Below are 12,880 nucleotides of genomic sequence, written 5' to 3'. Positions count from 1 at the left end.
GGCCTTCCTCAAGGGGTGTTGCCATCCGGTCACAACGGAGTAGAAGTTTCCGCATGTTGCGAACGGTCGCCGCCTTGACGCTCTCCGTAGCCCTGGTCGCCCCCGCCCCGGCGGGAGCGGCGGAGTCCTCGCCAGCGCCACGCGTACCCGAGCAGGTCGGCTGGGGAGGCGCCGTCTCCAGCGTCGACCCGGACGCCTCCCAGATCGGCATCGACGTGCTCCGCCGCGGCGGCAACGCCGTGGACGCCGCCGTCGCCACCGCCGCCGCGCTCGGTGTCACCGACCCGTTCAGCGCGGGCATCGGTGGCGGCGGTTTCTTCGTCTACTACGACGCCCGCTCCGGCAGGGTGTCCACTCTGGACGGCCGCGAGACCGCGCCGAGGTCCGCGACCGACCAGCTGTTCGTGGAGAACGGGCAACCCCTGCCGTTCGCCGAGGCGATGACGAGCGGCAAGTCCGTCGGCGTCCCCGGCACGCCCAAGACGTGGCAGCAGGCGCTGCGCAAGTGGGGCACGCTCAACCTGCGCGAGGCCATGGGACCCGCGGAGTCGTTGGCACGGCGCGGTTTCGTCGTCGACCAGACGTTCAACTCGCAGATCGCGAACAACGCCGCCCGCTTCGCCGACTTCACCTCGACCCGCGACCTCTACCTGCCCGGCGGCCAGCCGCCCGCGGTCGGCAGCACGTTCCGCAACCCGCAGCTCGCCGACACCTACCGCGAGCTCGCCCGCACCGAGCTCGCCTCGCTCTACGGCGGCGCCGTCGGCCGCGACCTGGTGAAGACCGTGCAGAAGCCGCCGGTCGTCCCCGGCTCCACCCGCAACGTGCGCGCCGGCGACATGCAGCTCTCCGACCTCGCCCGCTACCAGGTCGAACGCCGCGAGCCGACGCACAGCCGCTACCGCGGCCTCGACGTCTACGGCATGGCCGCCCCGTCGTCCGGCGGCACGACCGTCGGCGAGGCCCTCAACATCCTGGAGTCGACCGACCTCTCGAAGGTCTCCGACGTCGAGTACCTGCACCGCTTCATCGAGTCGACGAAGCTCTCCTTCGCCGACCGCCTGCGCTGGGTCGGCGACCCGAAGTTCAACCGGGTGCCGACCGAGGGCCTGCTGTCGCAGAAGTTCGCCGACAGCCGCGCCTGCCTGATCAAGCCCGACGCCGTGCTGCCCGCCCCGCAGCCCGCCGCCGACCCGTACAACCCGAAGGCCTGTGAAGCCACCGCCGGCCTCTCCGCCCTGCGCGAGGACGCCGAACGCACCACGCACCTCACCACGGCCGACCGCTGGGGCAACGTCGTCGCCTACACGCTCACCATCGAGGCGGAGGGCGGCAGCGGCATCGTCGTGCCCGGCCGCGGCTTCCTGCTCAACAACGAGCTCACCGACTTCGAGTTCGTCGCCCCGACCGCCGGCGTCCCGCACCCGAACCTCCCCGGCCCCGGCAAGCGCCCGCGCTCGTCCATGGCCCCGACGATCGTCGTCGACCAGGGCAAGGTCCTGCTCGCCGTCGGCTCACCAGGCGGCTCCACCATCATCACCACCGTCACCCAGATCCTGACCGCCCGCCTCGACCGCAAGATGTCCCTGGTCGACGCGGTCAAGGCCCCGCGCGCCTCCCAGCGCAACGCCGCCACCACCCCGGCCGAGGCGGAGTTCATCGCCGCCGCGACCACCGCGGGCCTGCAGGCCATCGGCCACAAGTTCAGCCAGAACGCCGAGATCGGCGCCGCCACCGCCGTCGAACGCGCCAAGGACGGCCGCTGGCGCGCCGTAGCCGAACCCACCCGACGCGGCGGAGGCGCCGCCCGCGTGGTGAAGGTGGGCTGACCGACGGAAACACGACGCAGGTGGGGCAGACCGCGTGACGGCCTACCCCACCTGCGTTGTGGCTACTTGAGCAGTTCACCCTCGTAGACGACCTCGTCGTGGTCGTCGCGGACGACCACGTGCAGGCGTCCGGGCTCGAGCGGCGCGCCCACCTCGATCTCTTCGCGCCCGTCCCGGAGGGGGACCGTCGCCAGGAAGAAGCCGTCCGACACCTCAGCGGTGATCGCGGAACCGTCGCGGTCCGACACCTCGACGGTTCTGGCGTGCGGACCGACACGCCCCATGACGCTGTAGTCCGACGCGGTGAAGCCCAAATCCTCTTCGTAGGACTCGCCGATGTGCTCTCCGCTGATCAAGTACGGCCTGTCTGGTTCTTCCTGGACGTCGCTCAAGATCTCCAAGCGCCTGAGCTCACGCGGGTAGGTGTAACAGGTCGCGTACTCGGTTTCGCCCCGGCGGGCGACCAGCACACCGCGCGGCTCCTCGGTTCCCAGCACGGCGAGGGGTTCCCAGCCCTCCAATTGATCGCCGTTCACCCCCTCGGCTTCCCACCTCTGGTCCGCGCATTGGGCGAGGATGTTCGACGGTGACCTCGGGTCGGGCTCACCGCTCTCGAAGCTGACCGTGGTGGTCGCCGACGACTTGGGATCGATCGGCGGCGTCTCCACGGGCCGATCGTCGAAGAACAGTTCCTTCTTCAGCGTTCCCCAGCCCCAGATCTCGGCGACGAAGAAGCGCTCGGTGACCACCTTGTCGGTGAAGGCGTTGCGATCGATGTGGGTGTAGCTGTTGGGCATTCTCTTCACGGTGGTGGCGCCCGCCGGCGGCACACCGGCGATGATCTTCTCCGAGCGGTAGGCGACCGAGCCCTCCGTCATCGCGACGGGCTTGAAGCCCGGCGACGCGACGCTGGCCTTCGACCGGGTGAGTTCGCAGAACCGGCCGTCCTTGCCGTAGAGGACCTTGCGCAGGTGGAAGACGACCATCTCGGTCGACTGCCAGTTCTGGTCCCCCAGGGCGGTGCGGCAGCGCGCCAGGTCGCGGTCGGAGGGGGTGACGACGCGCACGTGGCCAGGGCTGACCTGGTGGCTGGCCGTCTGCGTGACGACCACACCGCCCGCGACGAGGAGGATCACTCCCGCGGCGACCGCGAGCGGGGCACGGCTGCGGCGCCGAGGTGCGACCGTTTCGGTGAAGTCAGGGCGCATCCGCTCCTTGACGTCCTCGGGCAGATCGCGGCGGGGAGGCAGGTCGAAGGCCATCACCGCACCTCCAGGGTGTCGAAGGAGACTTGCTTGCGGAGGCGCGTGCGGGCGCGCGAGATGCGGGACCGGACGCTCACCTCGGCCACTCCCAGGGCCTCGGCGGCCTGCGCCGTGGACAGCTCGCCGAGCAGGACCAGCTCGACGGCCTCGCGTTCGGCGCGGGGGAGGCGTTCGACCGCCTCCAGCACCTCCCGCAGCCTGGCCTCGTGGTCGAGTGACGCGGCTACGTCTTCGGCGTGGTCGCGCTGCACGTCGTCGCGCGGCACGCGGTGCAGCAGCCGGGTGAACCGCGCCCTGCGGCGGAACTCCGACCGGGCCAGGAAGCCCGCCACGGTGTAGAGCCACGGCAGCGCGCTGTCGTGCACGAGCTTCATCTCGGCGCGGCGGCGCCACGCCGTCATGAACGTCGCGGACGTCAGGTCCTCCGCGGTCGACCACGACGCCGTCAGCCGGTAGGCGTGGTTCCACACCGCCTCGGCGTGGCGGTCGTAGAGCAAGCCGAAGGCGCGCTCATCGCCGCGTGCCCACAGTTCGGCGTCCGACGGGGCGTCGTCAGGCATGGCGGCCGCCCCCTCCCAGATCGGTCGCATCAGCCTCATGTCCCGTTGGTGTCCACCTTCCGGCCGAGTGTTGCACCCGATCTTCCTACCTCGGGCTGACCACACGTCGATACCGCGAGCCGATGTGCGCTGACCTGCGCGAACGGCACAGTTGACACCATGACGACGACTACCGCATCCAGGGCCGCAGTTGCTCACTTCGACTTCCACGCGCTGCTGCGTCCGGTGCTGACGGCGCTGCGCTTCACCGGCCACTTCCTCATGGCACTGGTGGGCGTGATCTTCCTCGGCAGCGCGTCCGAGCACTGACCGCGCTCCTCGTAGACTGACTCCCAGTCCACACGAGGAGCACTGCGTGACCGTCCAACCCATCCGCCTGTTCGGCGACCCCGTGCTGCGCACCGCGGCCACCGAGGTCACCGACTTCGACAAGGAACTGCGCACCCTGGTCAAGGACCTGTGGGACACGATGCAGGACGCGGGCGGCGCCGGCCTCGCCGCGCCCCAGCTCGGTGTCGGACTGCGGGTGTTCACCTACCACTGCGACGGCTTCGCGGGGCACCTCGTGAACCCCACCTGGGACGTCGTCGGCGAGGAGATGCAGGACGGCTCGGAGGGCTGCCTGTCCATCCCCGGCATGTCGTGGGACTGCAAGCGCCACCTGCACGTGGTGGCCAAGGGCTGGAACATGCACGGCGAGCCCGTCGAGGTCGAGGGCACCGAGACGCTGGCGCGCTGCATCCAGCACGAGTCGGACCACCTCGACGGAGTGCTCTTCCTCGACCGCCTCGACGCCGAGACCCGCAAGCAGGCCATGCGCGAGATCCGGCAGTCCTCGTGGTTCGACGGTACGGTCCCCACCTTGAAGCAGAGCCCGCACCCACTCTTCGGCAGGTCCAGCTGACCATGCGACTCGTGTTCGCCGGTACGCCCGAGGTCGCACTTCCCTCGCTGCGCGCCTTCATCGACTCCCCCCGCCACGACGTCGTCGCCGTGGTCACCCGCCCCGACGCGCCCTCCGGCCGCGGCCGGAAGCTGGAGCGCTCCCCGGTCGCCGCCCTCGCCGACTCCCACGGCATCGAGGTCCTCACCCCGGCCAAGGCGGGCGATCCCGAGTTCCTCGACCGCCTGCGCGCGCTGGAACCCGACCTCTGCCCGGTCGTCGCCTACGGCAACCTCCTTCCCCAGCGGACGCTGGACGTGCCGAAGTTCGGCTGGGTCAACCTCCACTTCTCCGTGCTGCCCGCGTGGCGCGGCGCCGCGCCGGTGCAGGCCTCCGTGCGCAACGGCGACGACATCACCGGCGCCTCGACGTTCCGCATCGTCAAGGAGCTCGACGCGGGCCCGGTGTTCGGCGTCGTCACCGAGAAGGTGCGCGACCGCGACACCTCCGGCGACCTGCTCACCCGGCTGTCGATCTCGGGCGCCGGCCTGCTGCTGTCCACTGTGGACGGCATCGAGGACGGCACCCTGGTCGCCGTCGACCAGCCCGCGGACGGCGTCAGCTACGCCGCGAAGATCACCGTCGAGGACGCGCGCCTCGACTTCACCACGCCGGCCGCGGCCGTCGACCGCCTGGCCCGCGCCGTCACACCGGAACCCGGCCCGTGGGCCGAGTTCCGCGGTGAACGGCTCAAGCTCGGCCCGGTCACGCCCGTCGCCGACGTGACGCTGCCCGCGGGCGAGGTGCTCGTCGAGCGCAAGCGCGTGCTCGTGGGCACCGCGACCACCGCCGTGGCCCTCGGCGAGGTCCAGGCGCAGGGCAAGAAGCGCATGGCCGCCACCGACTGGGCGCGCGGCACGCGGATCGAACCAGGGGAGCGCATCGCGTGACGTTCCCCCGACCGAGCTCACCCGACTTCGCCCGTGAGACGCGGGACGCGTCGCTCGTGACCCGTGCCGGAGCACGCGAGTCCGAGCGCGTCGTCCTCGCCGCCGCGAGCGAGCCCAAGACAGTGGAGTGCACCGCATGACCAACGACCCGCGAGGCGCCTCCAAGCCTTCCCGCCCGCGCAGGCCGCACCCGCCGAAGCGGCGCACCGGCCCTTCCCGGCCACCCGTGGAGGACCCGGCCCGCCTCGCCGCGCTGGAGACCCTGCGCGCCGTGCGGCAGCGTGACGCGTACGCGAACCTGGTGCTGCCGCAGATGCTCCGCGACCGCCGCATCACCGGCCGTGATGCCGCACTGGCCACCGAGCTCACCTACGGCGCGGCACGAGCACAGGGACTGCTCGACGCCGTCATCGAGGCGTGCTCCGACCGCCCGCTGTCCGAAGTGGACGGCTCGGCGCTCGACGCGTTGCGGCTGGGCACGTACCAGCTGCTGCGCACCCGCATCCCGTCCCACGCCGCCGTCGCCTCGACCGTCGACCTCGTGCGCGGTGAGCTCGGGTCCGGTGTCGCGGGCTTCGTCAACGCGGTGCTGCGCCGCGTGGCCGAGCAGGACGAGGCCGCCTGGATCGACGAACTCGCACCTGACCCGGACACCGACCCGATCGGCAACGTGGCCTTCGGCCATGCCCACCCGCGCTGGATCGCGCAGGCGTTCGCCGAGGCCCTCGGCAGCCGTGAGGAACCGTTGAAGCTCGCCCTGGAGGCGGACGACGCCCGGCCGGCCGTGCACCTGGTCGCCCGCCCCGGCGAGGTGAGCGCCGACGAGCTCGCCGCGATCGTCGGCGGCGACGTGGCGCCCTACTCGCCTTACGGCGTGCACCTGGAAGCGGGCGCGGGCGATCCCGGTGATCTGGAACCGGTCCGGGAACGCCTCGCCAACGTCCAGGACGAGGGCAGCCAGCTGTGTGCCTTGGCCCTGACGCGCGCGCCGATCGAGGGCACGGACGACCGCTGGCTGGACCTCTGCGCCGGCCCCGGTGGCAAGGCCGCCCTGCTGGCCGCGCTGGTCGGCCTGGAAGGCGGCGAGCTGATCGCCGTCGAGAAGGCACCCCACCGCGCGGAGCTCGTGCGCAAGATCACCACCGGCCTGCCGGTGACCGTGGAGGTCGCCGACGGGCGCGAGACCGACTTCGTCGAAGGAGCGTTCGACCGGGTACTGGTCGATGCGCCCTGCACCGGTCTTGGTGCTCTGCGCAGGCGCCCGGAGGCGCGGTGGAGGCGCCAGCCCGCCGACGTCGGTACGCTCACGAAGTTGCAACGTGAGCTGCTCACCGAGGCGTTGCGGCTGGTGCGCCCTGGGGGCGTCGTGGCTTATGTCGTGTGCTCACCTCATCTCTCGGAGACCGTCGGGGTGGTGACGGACGTCGCCAAGCGGACCGGGGCCGAAGTGCTGGACACGCGGGAGCTCTTCCCCGGAGTTCCGGACCTCGGAGAAGGCCCGCACGTCCAGCTCTGGCCCCATCTGCACGGCACCGACGCGATGTTCTGCGCGGTGCTGCGACGCCCGAACTGAGCGCTCAGGACCTGCGAGAACCACGCTAGCGACGGGGTCTGACACACCCGGACAGGGCGAGGTCGGGCCAAGGGCGCGACGAGCCCGGCAGCAACACGGTGGGTGGCATGCGGAGCGATGCCACCCAGTTCCCTGACGCCCAGGAGAGGTCCGGAGCGGGTCGGTCCGGCGGACTTCGGCATCAGGGAGTCACGCCGGGAGTGACGGGTGCCCCGATGGAGTTGGCCGAGGTCTCGATCGTGTCCTGGGCCGGCGGTGGAGGATCGGCGGTGCGAGAACCGGCGGCGGCGTTCGTCCGGACCACCGAACCTAAGATCGTCGCCATGACACGTGGTCTGCTCGGACTCGTCGCGTCGGGCTGCGGCGGCGTGGAGAAGTGGTTCCGCACCGATCTCGCCGAACCGGCCGTCCAACGGGGCTGGCAGTTGGCCATCACCTTCACCCCGGCGGTCGCGCCGTGGTTCGAGGCGGCGGGGGAGCTCGACCAGCTGCAGGCGCTCACCGACCTCCCGATCCGCTGGGAGCCGCGGATGCCGAGCGAGCCCAAGCCGTACCGCACGCCGGACGCGTTCATCTTCGCCCCCGCCAGCGCGAACTCGGTGGCCAAGCTGGCGCTGGGCATCGGCGACAACCAGGCGCTGACCGCGTTGAACGAGGCGATCGGCGTCGAGGGCTGCAAGGTCGTCGTCCAGCCCCACGCCAACGCCGACAAGCGCCGTCACCCGATGTGGGAGACCCACGTCACGACGCTCACCGGAGCGGGTGTCGTCGTGGTCTCAGACGTGCCTCCCCGCAGCCTGCTCGACCTGCTGGACACCTAGACTTCATCCTCGTGGTCCACACGCCGATGATCGCTCCCAGCATCCTGTCCGCCGACTTCGCGCGCCTCGCCGACGAGCTCGCCGCGGTGCCCACGTCGGACTGGATCCACGTCGACGTCATGGACAACCACTTCGTGCCGAACCTGACGCTCGGCCTGCCGGTGGTGAAGTCGCTGCTCAAGGTGACCGACATCCCGATCGACTGCCATCTGATGATCGAGGACCCCGACCGCTGGGCCATCGGCTACGCGGAGGCCGGCGCGTACAACGTGACCGTGCACGTCGAGGCCGCGAACGACCCGATCGCGCTGGCCAAGAACCTCAGGGCCGCGGGCAGCAAGGCGGGCCTGAGCATCAAGCCCGGCACGCCGCTGGAGCCGTACGTCGAGGTCCTGAAGCACTACGACACGCTGCTGGTCATGTCGGTCGAGCCGGGCTTCGGCGGCCAGAGCTTCATGGCCGACGTCCTGGACAAGGTCCGCCAGGCCCGCCACCTCGTCGACACCGGTCACCTCAAGCTGCTCGTGGAGATCGACGGCGGCATCAACGCCGACACCATCGAGCAGGCCGCGCAGGCGGGAGTCGACTGCTTCGTCGCCGGATCCGCTGTCTACGACTCGGCCGACCCCGGCAAGGCCATCGAGGCCCTGCGCGCTCAGGCGGCCGGCGCCCGGGGAACCAGGACCACGTGACGCCCGAGGACGCGATGGCGCTCGCCATCGCCGAGAGCGAACGGGTGCGGGGCACCACGAGCCCCAACCCGCCGGTCGGCTGCGTGATCCTCGACGAGGACGGCAAGGCCGTCGGATTCGGCGCCACCCAACCCGTCGGCGGTTCGCACGCCGAGGTCATGGCGCTCAAAGAAGCGGGCACGAAAGCACGGGGCGGCACGGCCGTGGTCACCCTTGAGCCGTGCGCGCACTACGGCCGTACGCCGCCGTGCACCGAAGCGTTGCGCGAAGCGGGCATAAAGCACGTCATTCACGCCATCAGCGACCCGAACCCGAGGGCGGCGGGCGGTGCGAAGGTGCTGGAAGACGCCGGCATCACGGTCGAAAGCGGCCTTGGAGCGGACGACGTCGCCAGGGGCCCCCTCAGGGCGTGGCTGCACTACGCGCGCACGGGCCGTCCGCACGTCACGTGGAAGTACGCGGCCTCGCTCGACGGCCGGATCGCGGCAAGCGACGGCACCAGCCAGTGGATCAGCTCGGAGACCTCCCGCAAGGAGGTCCACGACCTGCGCGCGAAGCTGGACGCGATCATGGTCGGCACCACCACGGTCCGCACGGACGACCCCGCGCTGACCGCCAGGGACGCCGACGGAATGCCGTTGCCCCGCCAGCCGTTGCCCGTGGTCGTGGGCATGAGCGACCTGCCGGGTGGAGCGAAGCTCCAGCAGACCGCACTTCATCTGCGCACGCACGACCCGGACGCGGTGCTGAACACACTGGCCGAACGGGGAGTGGTCGACGTGCTGCTGGAGGGCGGTCCGACCCTGGCGGGCGCGTTCCTGCGCGCGGGCAGGATCGACCGCGTGCTCGCCTACGTCGCGCCGGCGCTGCTCGGGGACGGTCCCGCGGCGGTGCTGGGTGCGGGCGTGTCGACCATCACGGACGCTGTGAGGTTGACCGTGGAAGACGTCACCATGAGCGGACCGGACTTGCGGATCAGCGCGGTTCCGCAAACTTAGGAGGAGCGGTGTTCACCGGGATCGTCGAGGAACTCGGCCACGTCGAGGCGATTGAGGACCTGCCCGACGCGGCACGGATCCGCATCACCGGGCCGATCGTGACCAGCGACGCGAAGCACGGCGACTCCATCGCGGTGAGCGGCGTGTGCCTCACCGTCGTGGAGGTCGAGGACGGCGCCTTCACCGCGGACGTGATGCGCGAGACCCTCACGCGCAGCAGCCTCGCCAAGGTCGCGGCGGGCGACCGGGTCAACCTGGAGCGCGCGGCCGCGGTCGGCCAGCGCCTCGGCGGCCACATCGTGCAGGGCCACGTGGACGGCACGGGCACGATTCTCGCGCGGGAGAAGGCGGAGCACTGGGAGATCGTCCACATCGGACTCCCGCCGAGCCTCGCCCGTTACGTCGTCGAGAAGGGCTCCATCACGGTCGACGGCGTCTCGCTGACGGTCGTGACCGTCTCCGAGGACCAGTTCACCGTGAGCCTCATCCCGACGACGCTCGAACTCACCACGCTCGGGCACCGGCTGCCCGGCGACCTGGTGAACCTGGAAGTCGACGTGCTCGCTAAGTACGTTGAACGACTGGCGATCCCGCACCTGCGGGCCATCGCGGGCGAGGAGGCCCAGTGAGCACCGACTTCGCCGACATCGAGCGCGCGATCAAGGACATCGCCGCCGGACGGCCCGTGGTCGTGGTGGACGACGAGGACCGCGAGAACGAGGGCGACCTGATCTTCGCCGCCGAGAAGGCGACGCCGGAGCTGCTCGCGTTCATGGTCCGCTACACGTCCGGGTACGTCTGCGTGGCGCTGACGGACTCCGACTGCGACCGCCTCGACCTGCCGCCGATGTACCACACGAACCAGGACCAGCGCGGCACCGCGTACACGGTCACGGTGGACGCCCGCGAGGGCATCAGCACCGGCATCTCGGCCGCCGACCGCGCCCGCACGATCCGGTTGCTCGCGGACCCGACCGCGAAGGCCACCGACTTCAACCGGCCCGGTCACGTGGTGCCGCTGCGCGCCCGCGACGGCGGCGTGCTGCGCCGTCCCGGCCACACCGAGGCCTCGGTCGACCTCGCGCGTCTCGCGGGAATGTCACCCGCCGGCGTGCTCTGCGAGATCGTGTCGCAGAAGGACGAGGGCGACATGGCGCGCCGCGACGAGCTCGAGGTCTTCGCCGCGGACCACGACCTCGCGCTGATCACGATCGCGGACCTCATCGCGTACCGCCGCCGGGTCGAGACCCAGGTCGTGCGCGCCGCCGAGGCCCGCATCCCGACCGCGCACGGCGTGTTCACCGCGTTCGGCTACGACAGCCTGCTCGACGGCATCGAGCACGTCGCGATGGTGTACGGCGAGATCGGCGACGGCGAGGACGTGCTGGTGCGCGTGCACTCCGAATGCCTCACCGGCGACGTGCTCGGGTCGTTGCGCTGCGACTGCGGCCCGCAGCTCGACGCGGCGCTGGAAGCCGTTGCGGCACAGGGCCGTGGCGTCGTGCTGTACATGCGCGGCCACGAGGGCCGCGGCATCGGCCTGATGCACAAGCTGCAGGCGTACCAGCTGCAGGACCAGGGCGCCGACACGGTGGACGCGAACCTCCAGCAGGGTCTGCCCGCCGACGCGCGCGACTACGGCACGGGCGCGCAGATCCTGGTGGAGCTCGGCATCAAGTCCATGCGGCTGCTGACGAACAACCCGGCCAAGCGCGTCGGACTGGAGGCCGGATACGGTCTTCGCGTGCTCGACAGGGTGCCGCTGCCGATCTCCCCGAACCCGGAGAACCTGCGGTACCTGCGCACCAAGCGCGACCGGATGGGTCACGAACTGAGCCAGCTGGAACAGTACGAGACCGTTGTTTCCGCTACGGAGGACCAGGAATGAGCGGCGAGGGCCGTCCAGAGCAGGCGAAGCTCGACGGCAAGGGCCTGAGCGTCGCCATCGCGGCGACGCGCTGGCACACCAAGATCACCGACCAGCTCGTCACGCGTGCCCTGCAGGCCGCTGAGGACGCGGGCTGCGTCGACACCACGGTCGTGCGCGTCGCGGGCGCGATCGAGCTTCCCGTGGTGGTGCAGGAACTCGCGCGGCACCACGACGCGGTGGTCGCGCTGGGCGTCGTCATCCGCGGCGGCACCCCGCACTTCGAGTACGTGTGCGACTCGGTCACCGACGGGCTCACCCGCGTGGCGCTGGACGAGTCCACGCCCGTCGGCAACGGCGTGCTGACGACGAACACCGAGGAGCAGGCGCTGGCTCGTGCCGGGCTGCCGGACTCGGTGGAGGACAAGGGATACGAGGCGACCGTCGCCGCGATCGACACCGCACTGGTGCTGCGCGGCCTGCGTCAGCCGTGGACCGAGCAGGGATTCGAATGATGACGGCGATCGTGTTGCGCCCCAAGAAGATCCGCCGCGTCGCGTGGGCGTGCGCGATCGGCCTCGTCGCCGTGTTCACGGTGGTGGGCATCCTGCTCGGCGACACCCCGACCGGCGTGATCTTCCGGACCTCCGACCAGGTCGCGATGATCGTGCTCGGTTTCCTGCTGGCGGGCGGTGTGCTGCTGCTGACGCGTCCGCGCGTCACGGCCGATGAGTCCGGTGTCGACGTGCGCAACGTCGTGACGTCCCACCACTACGACTGGAACGACGTGCTGTCGGTCAGCTTCCCGGACGGCGCCGCGTGGGCCCGCCTGGAGCTGCCCGACGACGAGTACGTGTCCATCATGGCCGTGCAGGCGACAGACCGTGAGTACGCCGTGACGTCCGTGCGCGCGTTGCGTGAACTGCACAAGGCAGCACGCATCTAGACCCACAGACCGAGGATCGCGCCCGCGAGCGTGAGACCGACGATGTGATAGCCCGCTCCGATGGCCGCGAACGTCAACGGGGCGGGCTTCGTCATGTCGTAGCTGCCCGTCACCATCCTGACGGGCAGGGCGACGCCGATGCCGACGACCATGCCGAGCAGCAGGCCTTCCATGATGTTGTCGGTGCCGGAGGCGTGCCCGAGCATCGCGGTGGCGAGCGTGATGACGAAGCACGTGAGCAGCGGGACGGCGAAGACGGCCGCGCTCTGCTTCTCCGGAGGGCTCAGGTCCTGGCCGGACGCGCGTTGGTAGGCCCTGCCGAAGGCGTACTCCGCGTACCAGACCGCGCCCAGCCCGAAGTAGGCGATCGTGGCCACGACGACGGCCAACCAGTTCAGGTCGCCGAGCACGCTCAGGTTCATGGAATCTCCCGCAATGATCAGGGTCTCTTGGCATCGCAGGGCGAACGCGGAGCGTTACGAACGCATTGACGGCG

16 protein-coding genes are annotated in these 12,880 nt (G+C 70.8%); 13 read left to right on the top strand and 3 right to left on the bottom strand.

The features are described 5' to 3' along the window. Positions 1-53 precede the first annotated feature (53 nt). Positions 54-1,829 (top strand): gamma-glutamyltransferase, encoded by a 1,776-nt coding sequence (gene ggt, locus ACQEU1_RS12510; protein ID WP_433199685.1) that lies wholly within the window; start codon positions 54-56, stop codon positions 1,827-1,829. Positions 1,830-1,891: 62 nt separating this feature from the next. On the opposite strand, the gene ACQEU1_RS12505 is transcribed toward ggt, so the two are convergent. Further along, on the bottom strand, positions 1,892-3,091 hold the full coding sequence (locus ACQEU1_RS12505; protein ID WP_433199682.1) for a hypothetical protein: 1,200 nt from the start codon (positions 3,089-3,091) through the stop codon (positions 1,892-1,894). Next, the gene (locus tag ACQEU1_RS12500; RefSeq protein ID WP_433211458.1) at positions 3,091-3,684 is read right to left on the bottom strand and encodes an RNA polymerase sigma factor; all 594 of its coding nucleotides are present in this window, start codon (positions 3,682-3,684) and stop codon (positions 3,091-3,093) included. The genes ACQEU1_RS12505 and ACQEU1_RS12500 overlap by 1 nt, the downstream gene beginning before the upstream one ends. A gap of 129 nt (positions 3,685-3,813) precedes the next feature. On the opposite strand from ACQEU1_RS12500, the gene ACQEU1_RS12495 reads away from it, so the two are divergent. The 12 genes from ACQEU1_RS12495 (at position 3,814) to ACQEU1_RS12440 (ending at position 12,384) form a co-directional block, all read left to right on the top strand. Then, entirely contained in the window at positions 3,814-3,963 is a 150-nt protein-coding gene (locus ACQEU1_RS12495; protein WP_382442123.1) for a hypothetical protein, read from the top strand. Between the two features lie 46 nt (positions 3,964-4,009). Beyond that, positions 4,010-4,558: a peptide deformylase gene (def, locus tag ACQEU1_RS12490; protein WP_382442122.1), complete on the top strand. Its 549-nt coding sequence runs from the start codon at positions 4,010-4,012 to the stop codon at positions 4,556-4,558. Between the two features lie 2 nt (positions 4,559-4,560). Then, a complete protein-coding gene (gene fmt / locus ACQEU1_RS12485) occupies positions 4,561-5,487 on the top strand; it encodes a methionyl-tRNA formyltransferase (RefSeq protein WP_433199678.1) in 927 nt (308 codons plus the stop codon). Beyond that, positions 5,484-5,627, top strand: coding sequence for a hypothetical protein (locus ACQEU1_RS12480; RefSeq protein ID WP_433199675.1), 144 nt, complete (start codon positions 5,484-5,486; stop codon positions 5,625-5,627). The genes fmt and ACQEU1_RS12480 overlap by 4 nt, the downstream gene beginning before the upstream one ends. Next, positions 5,624-7,060 carry an RsmB/NOP family class I SAM-dependent RNA methyltransferase gene (locus ACQEU1_RS12475; protein ID WP_433199672.1) on the top strand — a complete coding sequence of 479 codons (1,437 nt, stop codon included), beginning with the start codon at positions 5,624-5,626 and terminating at the stop codon, positions 7,058-7,060. Before ACQEU1_RS12480 ends, ACQEU1_RS12475 begins: the two co-directional genes overlap by 4 nt. Positions 7,061-7,383: 323 nt before the next feature. Continuing rightward, complete coding sequence (locus ACQEU1_RS12470) at positions 7,384-7,881, top strand: flavoprotein (RefSeq protein WP_433199669.1); 498 nt, start codon at positions 7,384-7,386, stop codon at positions 7,879-7,881. A 26-nt stretch (positions 7,882-7,907) separates the two neighbouring features. Then, positions 7,908-8,573, top strand: a complete 666-nt coding sequence (gene rpe, locus ACQEU1_RS12465; protein ID WP_433211455.1) for a ribulose-phosphate 3-epimerase — start codon at positions 7,908-7,910, stop codon at positions 8,571-8,573. 14 nt (positions 8,574-8,587) lie between these two features. Beyond that, positions 8,588-9,571 (top strand): bifunctional diaminohydroxyphosphoribosylaminopyrimidine deaminase/5-amino-6-(5-phosphoribosylamino)uracil reductase RibD, encoded by a 984-nt coding sequence (gene ribD / locus ACQEU1_RS12460; RefSeq protein WP_433211452.1) that lies wholly within the window; start codon positions 8,588-8,590, stop codon positions 9,569-9,571. Between the two features lie 8 nt (positions 9,572-9,579). After that, a complete protein-coding gene (locus ACQEU1_RS12455) occupies positions 9,580-10,200 on the top strand; it encodes a riboflavin synthase (RefSeq protein ID WP_433199666.1) in 621 nt (206 codons plus the stop codon). After that, positions 10,197-11,459, top strand: coding sequence for a bifunctional 3,4-dihydroxy-2-butanone-4-phosphate synthase/GTP cyclohydrolase II (locus ACQEU1_RS12450; RefSeq protein ID WP_433199663.1), 1,263 nt, complete (start codon positions 10,197-10,199; stop codon positions 11,457-11,459). Before ACQEU1_RS12455 ends, ACQEU1_RS12450 begins: the two co-directional genes overlap by 4 nt. Next, positions 11,456-11,953: a 6,7-dimethyl-8-ribityllumazine synthase gene (gene ribH, locus ACQEU1_RS12445; RefSeq protein ID WP_433199660.1), complete on the top strand. Its 498-nt coding sequence runs from the start codon at positions 11,456-11,458 to the stop codon at positions 11,951-11,953. Before ACQEU1_RS12450 ends, ribH begins: the two co-directional genes overlap by 4 nt. Further along, on the top strand, positions 11,953-12,384 hold the full coding sequence (locus ACQEU1_RS12440; protein WP_433199657.1) for a PH domain-containing protein: 432 nt from the start codon (positions 11,953-11,955) through the stop codon (positions 12,382-12,384). The genes ribH and ACQEU1_RS12440 overlap by 1 nt, the downstream gene beginning before the upstream one ends. Here ACQEU1_RS12440 and ACQEU1_RS12435 read toward each other — a convergent pair. Continuing rightward, the gene (locus ACQEU1_RS12435) at positions 12,381-12,806 is read right to left on the bottom strand and encodes a DUF1761 domain-containing protein (RefSeq protein ID WP_433199654.1); all 426 of its coding nucleotides are present in this window, start codon (positions 12,804-12,806) and stop codon (positions 12,381-12,383) included. The two genes, ACQEU1_RS12440 and ACQEU1_RS12435, sit on opposite strands and share 4 nt — an antisense overlap. Positions 12,807-12,880 lie beyond the last annotated feature (74 nt).

Source organism: Lentzea sp. CA-135723 (genome assembly GCF_050936595.1).
GTDB lineage: Bacteria > Actinomycetota > Actinomycetes > Mycobacteriales > Pseudonocardiaceae > Lentzea.
Note: the sequence above shows the minus strand (reverse complement) of the source record. Positions and strands in the feature narration are given on the sequence as shown.

Excerpts from the sequence above, each read along its gene's own strand:
- ggt (WP_433199685.1), top strand. The coding sequence starts at position 54 with ATGTTGCGAACGGTCGCCGCCTTGACGCTCTCCGTAGCCCTGGTCGCC.
- ACQEU1_RS12505 (WP_433199682.1), bottom strand. The coding sequence starts at position 3,091 with ATGGCCTTCGACCTGCCTCCCCGCCGCGATCTGCCCGAGGACGTCAAG.
- ACQEU1_RS12500 (WP_433211458.1), bottom strand. The coding sequence starts at position 3,684 with ATGCGACCGATCTGGGAGGGGGCGGCCGCCATGCCTGACGACGCCCCG.
- ACQEU1_RS12495 (WP_382442123.1), top strand. The coding sequence starts at position 3,814 with ATGACGACGACTACCGCATCCAGGGCCGCAGTTGCTCACTTCGACTTC.
- fmt (WP_433199678.1), top strand. The coding sequence starts at position 4,561 with ATGCGACTCGTGTTCGCCGGTACGCCCGAGGTCGCACTTCCCTCGCTG.
- ACQEU1_RS12475 (WP_433199672.1), top strand. The coding sequence starts at position 5,624 with ATGACCAACGACCCGCGAGGCGCCTCCAAGCCTTCCCGCCCGCGCAGG.
- ACQEU1_RS12470 (WP_433199669.1), top strand. The coding sequence starts at position 7,384 with ATGACACGTGGTCTGCTCGGACTCGTCGCGTCGGGCTGCGGCGGCGTG.
- rpe (WP_433211455.1), top strand. The coding sequence starts at position 7,908 with ATGATCGCTCCCAGCATCCTGTCCGCCGACTTCGCGCGCCTCGCCGAC.
- ribD (WP_433211452.1), top strand. The coding sequence starts at position 8,588 with ATGGCGCTCGCCATCGCCGAGAGCGAACGGGTGCGGGGCACCACGAGC.
- ribH (WP_433199660.1), top strand. The coding sequence starts at position 11,456 with ATGAGCGGCGAGGGCCGTCCAGAGCAGGCGAAGCTCGACGGCAAGGGC.
- ACQEU1_RS12440 (WP_433199657.1), top strand. The coding sequence starts at position 11,953 with ATGACGGCGATCGTGTTGCGCCCCAAGAAGATCCGCCGCGTCGCGTGG.
- ACQEU1_RS12435 (WP_433199654.1), bottom strand. The coding sequence starts at position 12,806 with ATGAACCTGAGCGTGCTCGGCGACCTGAACTGGTTGGCCGTCGTCGTG.